The 14,177-nt window shown below is 37.4% G+C and carries 14 protein-coding genes and 1 pseudogene; all 15 read left to right on the top strand.

The window, feature by feature from the left end:
* Positions 1-53: 53 nt before the first annotated feature.
* Entirely contained in the window at positions 54-974 is a 921-nt protein-coding gene (gene flgL / locus ACIFO6_RS04710) for a flagellar hook-associated protein FlgL (protein WP_430038590.1), read from the top strand.
* A 17-nt stretch (positions 975-991) separates the two neighbouring features.
* Positions 992-1,561 (top strand): DUF6470 family protein, encoded by a 570-nt coding sequence (locus ACIFO6_RS04705; protein WP_430038588.1) that lies wholly within the window; start codon positions 992-994, stop codon positions 1,559-1,561.
* Between the two features lie 95 nt (positions 1,562-1,656).
* Positions 1,657-2,109, top strand: coding sequence for a flagellar assembly protein FliW (fliW, locus tag ACIFO6_RS04700; RefSeq protein WP_044648599.1), 453 nt, complete (start codon positions 1,657-1,659; stop codon positions 2,107-2,109).
* 2 nt (positions 2,110-2,111) lie between these two features.
* The gene (csrA, locus tag ACIFO6_RS04695; RefSeq protein WP_430038586.1) at positions 2,112-2,351 is read left to right on the top strand and encodes a carbon storage regulator CsrA; all 240 of its coding nucleotides are present in this window, start codon (positions 2,112-2,114) and stop codon (positions 2,349-2,351) included.
* A gap of 151 nt (positions 2,352-2,502) precedes the next feature.
* Positions 2,503-3,318, top strand: coding sequence for a flagellin (locus ACIFO6_RS04690; protein WP_430038584.1), 816 nt, complete (start codon positions 2,503-2,505; stop codon positions 3,316-3,318).
* A gap of 173 nt (positions 3,319-3,491) precedes the next feature.
* Complete coding sequence (locus ACIFO6_RS04685) at positions 3,492-5,381, top strand: glycosyltransferase (protein ID WP_430038583.1); 1,890 nt, start codon at positions 3,492-3,494, stop codon at positions 5,379-5,381.
* A 14-nt stretch (positions 5,382-5,395) separates the two neighbouring features.
* Positions 5,396-6,406, top strand: coding sequence for a Gfo/Idh/MocA family oxidoreductase (locus tag ACIFO6_RS04680; RefSeq protein ID WP_430038581.1), 1,011 nt, complete (start codon positions 5,396-5,398; stop codon positions 6,404-6,406).
* On the top strand, positions 6,367-7,506 hold the full coding sequence (locus tag ACIFO6_RS04675) for a DegT/DnrJ/EryC1/StrS family aminotransferase (RefSeq protein ID WP_430038579.1): 1,140 nt from the start codon (positions 6,367-6,369) through the stop codon (positions 7,504-7,506). The genes ACIFO6_RS04680 and ACIFO6_RS04675 overlap by 40 nt, the downstream gene beginning before the upstream one ends.
* Positions 7,507-7,536: 30 nt before the next feature.
* Complete coding sequence (locus ACIFO6_RS04670) at positions 7,537-8,544, top strand: hypothetical protein (RefSeq protein ID WP_430038577.1); 1,008 nt, start codon at positions 7,537-7,539, stop codon at positions 8,542-8,544.
* A 122-nt stretch (positions 8,545-8,666) separates the two neighbouring features.
* Entirely contained in the window at positions 8,667-10,082 is a 1,416-nt protein-coding gene (locus ACIFO6_RS04665) for a hypothetical protein (protein ID WP_430038575.1), read from the top strand.
* Between the two features lie 82 nt (positions 10,083-10,164).
* Complete coding sequence (locus ACIFO6_RS04660) at positions 10,165-10,563, top strand: flagellar protein FlaG (RefSeq protein WP_430038573.1); 399 nt, start codon at positions 10,165-10,167, stop codon at positions 10,561-10,563.
* A gap of 13 nt (positions 10,564-10,576) precedes the next feature.
* Positions 10,577-12,076 carry a flagellar filament capping protein FliD gene (gene fliD, locus ACIFO6_RS04655; protein ID WP_430038571.1) on the top strand — a complete coding sequence of 500 codons (1,500 nt, stop codon included), beginning with the start codon at positions 10,577-10,579 and terminating at the stop codon, positions 12,074-12,076.
* A 21-nt stretch (positions 12,077-12,097) separates the two neighbouring features.
* Positions 12,098-12,490 carry a flagellar export chaperone FliS gene (fliS, locus tag ACIFO6_RS04650; RefSeq protein ID WP_430038569.1) on the top strand — a complete coding sequence of 131 codons (393 nt, stop codon included), beginning with the start codon at positions 12,098-12,100 and terminating at the stop codon, positions 12,488-12,490.
* A 28-nt stretch (positions 12,491-12,518) separates the two neighbouring features.
* Positions 12,519-12,833, top strand: coding sequence for a hypothetical protein (locus ACIFO6_RS04645; protein WP_430038567.1), 315 nt, complete (start codon positions 12,519-12,521; stop codon positions 12,831-12,833).
* Positions 12,834-13,165: 332 nt separating this feature from the next.
* Positions 13,166-13,447, top strand: a pseudogene (locus ACIFO6_RS04640) (transposase); the annotation flags it as partial.
* Positions 13,448-14,177: the final 730 nt, after the last annotated feature.

Raw genomic sequence — 14,177 nt, 5'->3', positions numbered from 1 at the left:
GTATCTAAGATTTTTATAAGACATTGGATATTTAATTACGGAGGGATATGATTATGCGAGTTACTAACAATATGCTTAGCTCACAGCTTTTGCTGAATTTGAATCGCAATTCCGAGCGTATGAGCAATACTCAAAACCAGATGTCTACCGGACGAAAGCTGAACAAGCCCTCGGATGATCCTGTAGGTATTACTTATTCTTTGAGGTACCGATCCGAGTTATCTTCCAACGAACAGTACCAACGGAATGTAGACAGCGCAGTATCATGGCTTGATTTCAATGATACGGTGATGGATCAGGCAGGACAAATTATGCAGAGAGTACGGGAACTGACGGTCCAGGCTTCTACTGGCACCAATCCGCAGTCTGCGTTGGACAGCATTAACAAGGAAATTGGTCAGCTCAAAGAACAGATGATTGATGTTGTGAACAGCCAATTGAACGGTAAATATATATTCAATGGCCAAACCTATGACAAAAAACCTTACGACCTTCCCTTAAACGCAGATAATACGCATGATACATCTGCAGCAGCCTCTATACTGACGGATACGGGGAATGTTAATTTTATAGTAGGTGAGAATGTTGCCTTGCCCATTAATGTTACCGGTAATGAAGTTGTAGGAACAAGCACAGATACGGATAATTTATTTACGATTTTTAATCAGTTATCCGCTGCCTTGGCAAGTGGTGATATTAAAGCAAGTGGAGATCAATTGGCTAATATTGACACACGAGTTGATAAAATGCTGAAGGTTCGTTCTGAAATGGGAGCTAAATCGAATCGTGTTGAGCTCATGCAAAGCCGTTTGAGCGATCTCGAAGTGAACTTAACAGATTTACAGTCGAAAACGGAAGATGCAGATTATGCAGAGCTATTAATGAATTCCAAGATTCAAGAGAATATATATAATGCTTCTTTGTCAGCGGGAGCAAAAATAATATCCCCATCATTAATGGATTTCTTAAGATAGGCTAAGGAGGGGGATAGATGGCCATTATTCCGATGCTTCAGATCAGGCAGACTCCTGCTATCCTGCATATAGATGCGGACCCAGGACAGTTCTCTATAAGGCAGCCTTCCGCTGATATGGAATTAACGACACGACGTGCTCAACTGGAAATCCACCAGTACAAGCCAGAGCTTACTATAGATCAGAGCGCTGCCTTCTCCGCCTATAACGGGGGGAATTACCTTGAAATGAATAATCGAATTTACTCAGGAATACCGCAAATATTTTTGCAGGCCCTGGCACATAGAGTAGAACAAGGTAATCGAATGGCGGCGATTCACATCCCGGGGAATACAGTGGCTAATGTTTTTGGGGAGGATACAGAAACGCACGTCCTTCCTGAATTCAGGGGCGCTGCATCCATGGATAATGTAGATATCCATGTTGAAACACGTGCACCTGATATTACATATACGCCTGCTGTATCGGAAATGCATGTCACCGTTAATCGTCCCGAGATTGAGTATACTCCGGGGAAGCTGGATATATATATGCAGCAATATGCTTCAGTATCCTATATCCCGCCGGAAATTGATGTAACGATGTAAAATAAGCTAAGGTTATAGAGGAGTTGTTCAGCCGTCTATAGCCTTTTTTTCGTAAAAAAATGTATATATCCTGATTAAATATTGGAGGAATATTTGTGATTATATCTACATCCATTTGGGGTGACATTGAAGTTAATGAAAAAGAAGTATATCGTTTTGAAAAAGGAATTCCGGGGTTTGAGGAGACGATTGAATTTGTGTTGCTTGATCAAAACGAGGCACCCTTTTACTATCTCCAGTCCCTTCAGCAGAAAGAACTATCTTTTGTCTTAGTGGACCCTTTTATTTTTTATCCTGAATACGAGTTCGAACTGCCGGATAGTGAAACGGAAGAACTGGAGATTGGATCTAATTTAGTCGTTCGCAGCATACTAACATTACATGAGCAGGTAGAAAACTCAACGATCAATCTATTGGCACCATTGGTATTCAATCCAGATAATAGGCAGGCCAAGCAGGTTATTTTGCACCAGACCACATATCAAACGAAGCATCCATTGCAGCCCACCAAGGAAGACGAAACCATCCGTTCAAAGGAAGGTGAATAATCATGCTGGTACTTTCGCGTAAGAAAGGTGAATCCATCATCATACAGGATCATATTGAGGTTACCGTGCTCGGAGTAGAAGGGGATACCGTCCGTATAGGGATTTCAGCGCCCAAGCAGATGGATATCTTCCGTAAGGAGATCTACTTGTCCATTCAAGAGTCCAATCGTGAATCCGCAGCCCATACACAGTCGAATTTGGATGCTTTGCGAAGCTTGATAAAAAAAAATAACGAAAAATAAAAAAAATCCTAAAATGCTATTAAAAGATCGGCGAGATTGTCGATATATATAGTACAAGCTATTGCGGAGGGGCGGCCGACTTCAACGGATAGCTGTAAAACCAATAAACCACATGGATGTGGGACATTTACCTTCAGGGAGGAAATTTAAAATGATTATTAACCACAATATCGCTGCAATGAACACTCACCGTCAATTGAACACAAACACTGCTAACACAAACAAGGCAATCGAAAAACTGTCTTCCGGTCTTCGTATTAACCGTGCTGGCGACGATGCTGCTGGTTTAGCAATTTCCGAAAAAATGCGTGGTCAAATCCGCGGTTTGGACATGGCTTCCAAAAATGCTCAAGATGGCATTTCTTTGATCCAAACAGCTGAAGGTGCATTGAACGAAACACACAGCATTTTGCAACGTGTTCGTGAATTGTCTGTACAATCCGCGAATGATACTAACACTGATGCTGACCGTAAAGAACTCCAAAAAGAAGTAGCTGAATTGACAAAAGAAGTAAACCGTATTTCCACAGATACTGAATTCAACACTAAGAAATTGTTGGATGGAGCTGGTGTTAGTAGCGCAGTGTTCCATATCGGTGCTAATAAGGATCAAGCAATCACATTGTCAATTGGAAACATGGGTGCTGCATCTTTAGCAATTGATGCTGTTGATATTTCCACTCAAACAGGTGCGAATGCGGCGATTGCATCCTTGGACACAGCTATTGCTTCAGTATCTTCTGAGCGTGCTAAATTGGGTGCAAACCAAAACCGTTTGGAACACACAATCAACAACCTGGGAACCACTTCCGAGAACCTGTCTGCTGCTGAATCCCGTGTTCGTGACGTAGACATGGCTAAAGAAATGATGAACCAAACGAAAAACAATATTCTTGCTCAAGCTTCTCAAGCTATGTTGGCACAAGCAAACCAACAACCGCAAGCAGTTCTTCAATTGCTTCGTTAAGTTTAATAGAACAATTAAACAAGGATATAATTTCTTTAGACTATCGAGAACCTTCATCTTTTTTAGATGAGGGTTTTTCTTTTTTTTATACCTTCTAAACTAATTACTCATCTAAATATGACCGATATAAGGAGTAACGATAACTATTCTTTAGTGAGAGGAAATTCTGATATATGTATAAAACAATTGCATTATGTATGATTGTAAAAAATGAGGAACAGTATTTAAGAAGATGCCTAGATAGTGTGAAGGACAAAGTGGATCAGATCATAATCGTGGATACAGGTTCGACCGATGCGACGGTGGGTATAGCGAAAGAATATACAAATGAAGTTTATAACTTTAAATGGGTTAATGACTTTTCTGCTGCGAGAAATGAAGCGATTAAATATGCGACATCAGATTATATTTTGATTCTGGATGCAGATGAATATTTGGATGAGAGCTCAGACCTAAAAGCGGATGTAAGTTCAGAATGTGATTACTATTTCCTAAAAGTTCATAACTTTCTTTCTCAGGGTCAAAAAATAGAGCATACTTCTATACGAATTTTCGCTAATTTTAGGGGATTATTTTTTCGAAATCGGCTGCATGAGCATTTAAATAATTTAGACGAGGATAAAAAGGCATATACAAGCGATTTTGGAAAATCGTATCTCTTTCATACAGGATACACAGATGAAATGATGCAAGACAGAGATAAACAAAAAAGAAATTTACCTTTAATGCTACAGGAAGTAAAGGAAAATCCCAATGCTTATAATTTGTTTAATATGGGCAGAACCTATAAGTGGGTTGGGGAGTATGAAAAGGCTATACAAAATTTTAAAAAGGCGTATCCATTAAGTACTAATTTAATTATTGTGTCCGATCTTTTGACCAATTTAAGCCACTGCCTAGTTTCTTTAAAAAGAGAGTTTGAGGCTTTACAGATACTTAATGATGCTACTGCTCTATATCCCAATGAAACAGATTTACGTCACACGCAAGCGCTTGTGTTCTCGGAGGTCCATTACTATAAAGATGCTATAGCAACACTAGAAACATGTTTACAACTCGGAGATCAAGGAATAACAATAACTGAGGGCAATGGGGGATTCATGGCATATTATAGATTGGCAGAATTGCATGAGAAAAATTATCGTCTTTCGCTAAGCTATGAGCATATCATTGAATGCGTTCGAATAAAAAAAGACTTTTTGGCTGGAATTGCAAAGTATTTTGAGATTGTGACCATGGCCAGTATCCCACTGACTGATGTTTATCAGAATTTTAATCAGATATATCGTATCTCAGCCATTAAAGAACTTAAGGTTTTACTTGAAGTGCTTTATGCATTACGGCATCCTATACTGAAGAGATATCTCAGTGACTATAAAATTAATCCCGAAGATAATGTCCTGGTGATAGCAACTCAGTACGATAAGCAATATGACAAAGCGAAATCAATGTGGTTAGGAATGGAAAATATTGATGCAGCGAATGGTGAAGATATTTTGCTACTTGCACTAATTCTCAAGGATTCTGAGCTTTTCGAATTATCCAGATCTTATTTGAATTTAAGTGTAAAAGAAGCAAAGGTACTTCGAAGCATTATTATGAATCAGGAAATAGATGCACTGAAGTTTACAACATACTTGGAAAATACACTAGAAAGATTAGCTGGTCACTTGTTGGTACTTCAAGAGTATGAAATTTTTCAATGTATTTTAGAGTATATTGGGTTGGGTTCTTTAGAACTTAAATATAATACTTTAGAAAAAATGATCAGGTATGGTTTTAATGAAGTAGCTATTGACCTTTTAGTGAAATTATTCGAGGCTAATCCTACTGATGTGAAAATAATAAGATTATTGGGAGATGCTTGTTTGAATTCTGGTTATCTGGAAGATGCACAGCTTCTTTATACGAAATTATTGGATCTTTCCCCTGAATATAGCTCTTATGAAAGAAGCTATCGTTTGTACAAACAATTAGAAGATAAGGAAATGATGAAGAATATTGTTGATAGTATCAAAAATAAATTTCCACTTTGTTTGTGGGTTCATGAAATAGCTAACTAAGGAAGGTGAGGGAAATGAAAGTTAGAGTTGCTGTCATTGGTACAGGTAATATGGGTCTTCATCATATACGGAATTTATACCATAATCCTAATGTGGATTTAGTTGGCGTGGTAGATATTGATGAAGAACGAATAAAGCAGGCGCAAAAATTGTTTAGTGTGGAAGGGTTTAAAGATTACAGAGAACTTCTAGGGAAAGTTGATGCAGTAAGTATAGTAACACCAACAAGTACGCATTATGAGATTACTAAGTTTTTTCTCGAAAATCATATAAATGTTCTTTTGGAAAAGCCCATTACTCAAGAGATTCGCGATGCTGAGATGCTTATTGAAATATCAGAGAAAACGGGAAGTCGACTGGCTATTGGGCATATTGAGCGTTTTAATCCTGTCATGACAGAATTGAAGCAGCTACTTAATGATAAAAAGCCAGTTTATATAGATATTCATCGGGAGAGCCCTTTTGATCCTCGAATCTTTGATACAGATGTGATATCTGATCTCATGATTCATGACATTGACTTAATATATTTTTTGCTCAATGAACCTGTACAGGTTATATCTGCCCAGGGCGTATGTGTTCATTCTGATAGGAATGATTTAGTAAATGCACAACTTATAAGTCGAAGTGGTGTTCTTATTAGCATAACTACAAGTCGCGCTACTGAGCAAAAAATAAGGTCATGGAGAATCATTATGCCTGAGAAGTTAATTGAGGCAGATCTTTTAGAGCGTAAGCTCTATCTAACCCGTAGAACATCAGTAGGAGTGGACTTATTCCAAACAGGCTTTGATCATAAATATACACAGGAGCAGATTACTGCGAAAGTCTTAGTTGCTAATCATGAGCCGTTGCATATGGAAATAAATGATTTTATTAAGTCTATACAAACTGGGGTTGCCCCCCAAACTGGTGGAACTGAAGGTCTCCAAGCCTTGAAAATAGTAAAAGAAATTCAAAAAGCGACAACAGAGGTTTCGAAATCGTGGGAATTACAAGAACAGGAGCTGAATATAACGATATGAGACATATTTCCATAGCAAAGCCGTCGGTTGGAACAGAAGAAATTGAAGCTGTAACTCGAGTTTTGGAAAGTGGGCAGTTAGCTCAGGGAGAGACGGTTTACCAATTTGAGAGAGAGTTTTCAGAGCATTTTGGCTATACAGGATCAGCAGCGGTTGCCAATGGTACTGCAGCTTTGCACGTTGCCCTATTGGCTGCAGGCGTAAAGCTAGGGGATAAGGTTCTAACAACTCCATTCACCTTTGTAGCAACTAGTAATGCTATATTATATTGCAATGCAGTCCCTGTTTTTGTAGATGTAGACGAGGCCAGTTTTAATATATCACCGGAAGCTATACGTAAGGCAGCCAAAGATTTTCCTGAGGCAAGATATCTTCTGCTTGTTCATTTGTTTGGACAATCTTGCGAAATGGACAAAATAACTGAAATAGCTAAAGAATTTAATTTAACTATTATTGAAGATTGTGCTCAAGCCCATGGTGCAACCTATAAATCAAAGCCAGTAGGGACATTTGGATGTGGCGGCACGTTTAGCTTTTATCCTACCAAGAACATGTCTACTGGGGAAGGGGGAATGATTGTTTCTCAGGATACGCAGTTCTTGGATACTAGTAAATTGCTGATCAATCATGGTTCAAAACAAAGATATGTACATGAAGTACTTGGCTATAATTATAGAATGACTAATATTGCGGCAGCTATCGGTATTGAGCAACTCAAAAAAATTGATCAAATGAATAATGCTCGCAGAAAAAATGCGGAATATTATTTCTCCAATATGCACAACAATCTGGTTACGTTACCATTTGTTCATGAGTATTCACATCATGTGTTTCATCAATTCACAATAACGACTACTTATAGAGATCAACTCGTAAGCTATTTAACTGAAAAAGGAATTGGGACGGGCATTCATTATCAATTACCAGTCCATAAGCAATTGCACATAAAAGAGTACTTGGCATCTGTTAAACAAAAGCAGTATTCATGTCCTACAGCAGATAAACTATCAGAGCAGGTTCTGTCTATTCCTGTGAATCCTGCACTGTCTATGGAAGACCTTGAGTATGTGGTTCAGACAATTAATGACTTTTCTGTATAACTGAAATTTAGTATGGTAGGGTGATCTTAAATGGAAATTGAATTACGTATGGACCCCATATTGTTATCTTCTATAGCGGAACAATTTAATTGCAAAGTTTTAGGGGACGATATTCTTATCTCGAAATTTGGTAATTTATCCAGTAGGACAAATATGCCTCAAATGCAGCTAAGCTATACTAATTCAGAAGTGTATGCAGAACAATTTAATAAATCTAATATTGGAGCCTGCATTGTTCATAGCTCCTTTGTAAAGTTGAAATCATGCAGTTCAGCAAAAAGTTACTTAGTAACTGATGAAAATCCTGAGCAGTTGTTCTATCGTATTTTCATGTATTTTGTTCATGAAAATACATTTCAAGTTGTAGAAGAACGAAGAGGAGCTAATATTTTTTTAGCGAAGACAGCGGTGATTGGAGAATCAGTCTCTATTGGGAATGATTGTGTAATAATGGATAACGTGGTCATCATGCCTAACACTGTTTTGGGTGATCGGGTCGTTATAAAACCCAATACAGTTATAGGTGGAAATGGATTTCAAGTGAAAGATATAGGTGGAAAGAGGAAAGTTATTCCGCATGTGGGTGGTGTCTATATCTCTGATGATGTTGAAATTGGATCATGTGTGACGATCGATAAAGGTCTATTTGGAGAGTTCACAACAATTGGTAGTGAAGCAAAAATAGATAATCATGTATATATAGCGCATTCTACTTGTATTGGTAAGAGAACGATGATTGCTGGGGGAGTAGTGGTAGCAGGAGGGGTATCCATAGGTTCAAATGTATGGTTGGGTATACAGGTTTCAGTAAACCAACTTTTGACTATTGCGGATTATAGCTATGCAGGAGCTCATGCAGCTATAGTGAGGTCAGTGAGAGCTCATCAGAAGATAGTTGGTGTTCCAGCAAGAGCAATCGGATGGTTATGTACTTGTGGAAATGATTTATATCCAGCAAAAGAACCTTCAGTCTGGATTTGTCCCCAGTGTGAAAGTCACTATATGTTAAATGATAGTGGGAATATGGATAAACAATAGAACCTGCAAGTTAAAGAATAGGATAAGTCTTAAGGAGATGAAGGACTATTACTACAAAAAATGGAATAGATATAATCGATTACTATAGCGATATTGAGAAGCTAAATGTACTTAGAAATGAAATGGTTGGACTGAGTAGTGATGAAGAAATATTTAGTTGTATTAACATCCTGGTTGAATTCATTATTGGAAGCCAAAAATATTTAATGTACCAAGAGTTCGAACAACTAACGGAGAGGGTCACTACATTTATTGAGTATTGTAATGGTGAGTATACACGAGAAGAAATGATTTCACTCTATCAAGGAGTTATATTTAAATGCAGTGAGTTTTATCAAGTTCTAAAAAATGAACATCAAATCAATGTTTATTTTTTAGGACAAGATAATCAAAATATTATAAGCAAATGTTTCCATGAAGAAAATACAGTATTCAAAGGGTTTTTCTCAAATGATAAAAGTTCATTACTTCTTTTAAAGGGAATGGTTGAGAAACCAGAGGCCAAATATCATGTTTTGATTCAAAATGTGGATGATGTAAGTGAAGAATTAGCTGGTTTGCTAACTAGTTTTAATGAAGTCATTAGCTATAAAAAATTGGTTCAGGAATTGATTGGTAATTTTGTGAATCAGAAATATTATAGTAATTATGACTACTACTATTTATCCAAAAATATTAAGGAAAATACTGACTCAGAAATTTTAGCAGCAGGATCGTCTTATTCAATGTTTGGGCTTAGTGAACGCAGTTTTGATAAAAGTGTTTTGAATTTGTCTCTTGCTTCTCAGGATCTTTACTACAGTCGTAAAATCGTGAAAGAGGCCTTGAAGTATAGTCGAAATATTAAATACTGTATTATAGGTATGTCCTACTACAGTTTTCACTATGATCTATCCAGAAGTAAAAAAGAAGCTGTGAATAGGATTAACAAGGTCTATTATCCTATTTTTAAGGATTCCCACCATTTCGAAGTAAAAGAGAGTGTTACCTCATCTGAGATGAATTTTGATAATAATTTAAGCTTTTTATATCATATTATATTCAATAAAATTAAATTAGACCAAACTATTATTGATGCAGTAATTGTACACGATTCATACTTTAATAATAATATTAACAGAGAATTGTTCAGCTTACTCGGAAATATTAGATTGGAGGACATGGATCTGTCGCAAAAGGTAGCAGTAGGTCAACAAAGAGCAGAACAACATAATCAATTATTAGTCCATAATGAAACTGTAAAAGAGAATACTAATGTTTTGAAAAATCTTATCAATTATTTAAACGAAGAAAGGATAACTCCTGTCGTTGTGGCGTTCCCTGCGACGGAATATTACCAAAACTTTTTTGATCCCGAATTTAAAGCTGTTTTCTATGAAGTTATGAATAGTCTGGCTAATACGCACATATTTAAGTTAGTCGATTTATTTGATTCAGATGACTTTGTTGAGTCTGACTTTTTAGATATGGACCACCTTAATGAAAAGGGTGCTATTAAGGTTACCAATATGCTGAACATAGTATTAGACAGCCTTTAATATACTATTATAGTTTTATATTCTTCACAATATACTCTGAACAACCGATAAAATAATAAACAGGCCATCGGAGGTTAGAATAATGAATCTGCAATTTTCGGTTTCAACGAATCAGATGAATGGACAGGCGAATGGTGTGTCTCAAATTAGTGAAGGTTCCACTGCTGGAAACAAAACAACTGAATTATTAGTAACTGCCATTAAAAGTGGATCAGCTTTAACTAAATTGGAGCAGCAAGGGGTTGCTGTTCCTCTTGGAGAAGAGCAGCTTATTCGTGCTATAGACCGCGCAGTCAAGGCTCTGCAGGGTCCTACTACAACCTTGGAAATGAGTGTGCACGAAAAGACCCATCAGATCTTGGTTAAGGTTCTGAACAAAGATACAGGTGAACTGATTCGAGAAATCCCACCTGAAAAGACTTTGGATTTAGTGGCAAAGATGATGGAAATTGCAGGAATTCTCATAGATGAAAAAGTATAAGGGGGCAAATTAGATGCGTATAAATGGCTTCTCCGGAATGGATATAGATAGTATGGTTACATCCATGATGACAGCGAAAAGGGTACCACTAAACAAGCTAAATCAGCAGAAACAGACATTGGAGTGGACACGTGATAGCTATCGTGAATTAAACACTAAAATTGTTCAATTTAGAGACAAACTATCCAGCATGAGTAAGTCAGAGACAATGAATACTCAGAAATCGACGTTAACTGGTAATACAACGGCTATTAAAGCGGAAGCTAATGCTGATGCTAGCTCTACACCTATGTCTGTAGTCGTTAACAAGTTAGCAACAAAGTCCAATATGCAAACCTCTACAGGCTTACGTACTGCTGGAAGTAGTACAGCAGATGCTACTAAAAATACAACATTGGAGCAAATTGCAGGTGGTAGTGCATCAGATACTTATGAGTTAAATATAAATGACAAAACAATCACTTTTCTAAAAACCGATACAATATCTGCAGTGATGGGCCGTATCAATTCGGAAGGGGCGAACGTAACAGCGACCTTCGATGAAATCAGCGGCAAGTTCTCCATTACAGCTAAAGAATATGGGGATAGCAATAATATTAAATTAACAGGTGCCGATAAGCAGGCTAAAAGCAGTACGCTCATGGATTTATTCCAAATTAGTTCTACAGATGTAAAGGCGGCTGAAAAAGGAGAAGTTATAGTAACGAATACTGCGGATTCGAGTTCTAAAACTTATAATCCTGATAAGAACTCCCTTGTCGTTAATGGAGTGTCGCTGACTCTGTTAGAGACCACGGGAACCACTGGACCTGCCAAAATAACAACCCAATCAGATCCAACAAAAGCTATGGAGACCATTAAATCTTTTGTGGATACTTATAATGACCTATTAAGTACATTTAATACGAAACTAAGTGAACAAAAGTACCGTAATTTCCTTCCATTGACAGCCGATCAGAGGAAAGACATGAAAGAAGATGAAATTAAGCAGTGGGAAGAAAAGGCCAAAAGTGGTCTCCTCAAAAATGATTCTATTTTGAGTTCTGCTGTGTCTTCTATGCGCATGATTATTTCCAGTAAGTTAGGTGATTTGAGTTCAGTTGGTATTACTACAGGTCAGTACTACGAAAATGGTAAACTACAGATTAATGAAGAAAAGCTGAAGGCTGCTTTAACGACAAATCCGGAAAAGGTTTTGAGTATATTCCAAGGTTCGTCTGCTGATGTAAACAGTAAGCCGATCTATAGCGAACTAAGAAGTAAGCTTGATACTACGTTGGACATGTTTGTAAAAAAAGCAGGTACATCGAAATTTGATACGAATGGCAGTATGACCTTTAAAACAGAAAGTGTAATGGGAGATCAATTAAAAGGCTATAATCGCCGTATTACAGATCTAACAAGCAGGCTTAAAGATGCTGAGACTCGTTATTACAAGCAGTTCTCAGCCATGGAATCGGCTATGAGTAAGTATCAATCGCAGTCGTCCAGTTTGACAGGTCTTTTAAAATAGTAAAGAAAAGGGTGATCAGTTTTGATTTCATCTCCTAATGAAAAATATAAACAGTCTTCGGTGCAAACCTCGACCCCGGCTCAATTAGTGGTTATGTTATACGATGGTGCCATTCGCTTTGTGAAGGCGGGGATCGATGGAATTACGTCGAACGATATTCCAAAAGCAAACATCAATCTAGGCAAAGCGCAGACGATTATCAGTGAGTTAATGTCTACGTTGAATCATTCTTATGATATCTCCAAAAATTTGTATGCTCTCTATGAATATATGAACTATCTACTGATTCAAACAAACATCAAGAAAAAGGTTGAATCGGGTGAAGAGGTTTTGGGTTACTTGCAAGAGTTGCGTGAAACTTGGGTTACAATTAGCAAGCAGACAGCAGGTATGTCGTTGTCTGCTGAGCAATAAGATGAAGTTGAGTGAAGCGCTAAATCAATTGGAAGAAGTAACTCAACAATTCATAAATCGACTAAATGAGACAAGTTATGAAGAAGTTGAGCAATTTGTCGAATTGCGTCAAATGAAGGTGGATAAGCTCCTAAGTCATTTGCATAATCAGTCCTTAACTCCAGAACAAAAACAAAAGTTAGAAAGCATCTTAAACCATGACGAATTAATTGGTCAGCGTATGCAATTTCTAAAAAATGAAGCGAAGGATTGGCTTGTTCAACGTAATATGGCCAAAGCGCAACGTAATGCCTATGAGTCCTCATATACTCCTGATAGCATCTTAATGGACAAACGAAAATAATTTTGGAAAAGCCCTCTTGCACAAGAACTTTTAACGTGTGAAAGAGGGCTTTTTTATAATATCTAGTACCTTGACCAATTCTGATTTAATTTTTAAACTCTCCCTATAAGAAAAATTTGGGAGGGGATCACATGAACAAAAAATACGAGATTCAACTTCAAGCAGAGGAACACAAATGGATTGAACAACTCCTTCACAGCGATTCCACATCTAAAGGCATTCGAAATCGTTGTCTCGTACTTCTTTTGGCAGACGAAAGCCAGGGAGAGATTCCCACTCACACAGAAATCGCGAGGCGTGCAGGAGTCAGCCAAGTCACGGTACACAACTCGTCCTTGTATGAAACCTTTGAGCCTGAGCGCGCTTTGGCTTTAGCGAAACGCTTGGAAATTCATTACACGCCTAAACATGGTAGTTGGCTGAACATCGCTGAGATTGAACTCAGTGCACTGACGATTCAGTGCCTGAACCGTCGAATCGCCTCCATTCACGAATTGCAAGGCGAGGTATCGGCTTGGGAACGAGAACGCAATCAAACGAAGAAATCGGTTGAATGGCAGTTTACTACCGAGCAGGCTAGAGGTAAATTAAAACATCTCTATCCTCAAATTTGATTTGGTCAAGGTACTAGAATGTATTCGATACTAAAAGCCCGATTTTTAGCGAGCTCTTAAAAAGGCATCTCACAGTAAGAAAGATGCTCTAAACATTCTATTAAACTATCTTAAAATATATTTCTGCGATATCATTGGAATTTCCATACACAACACCAATAAAACCAACATTCTCATTAGGCAATAACCGCCACGGATATTTTAACGCCGTGAATAGACCAGTGCTACTGATTGAGAAAAAAGGCCCACCTTCAGAAAAGGCAAAGAGGATATACTTCTAATTACGCCCATGGGGCAATTAATAATTTTATCCAACTTTTGCAATAATGGTATAAGTCGGCATTTTAGCTGACGCTCCTTTTGCATTAGCGAAAATTGGTGTGGGTGATCCAGCAGCACTAACAACTCATGTATTTAAGGATAAAAGCAAAATAAGAAAAAAAGTTAATTAGGATCTTTTAATCCAATAGTATTCTTTTTTTGAAAATTATAATATATCCAATTGAGTTGTACAATAATTTTGTTCTGTCTTAAATAACAATCTACTATGATAAAAAATATAAATCACCTACAACATAGCTTCCTGTTTCATGGATAGGATTACGGTTTAATAATCATTAATTGGTGATTCTTTAAGTCTCTTTCCGATAGATCAATCAATAAAGTTATTGACTATTTTTCCATTGTATTATATATGGACACGCCTGTCGAATAACCAAAAAATAGTAGA

It is taken from the genome of Paenibacillus sp. NRS-1781 (assembly GCF_050467745.1).
GTDB classification, from domain to species: Bacteria; Bacillota; Bacilli; order Paenibacillales; family Paenibacillaceae; genus Paenibacillus; species Paenibacillus terrae_A.
Note: the sequence above shows the minus strand (reverse complement) of the source record. Positions and strands in the feature narration are given on the sequence as shown.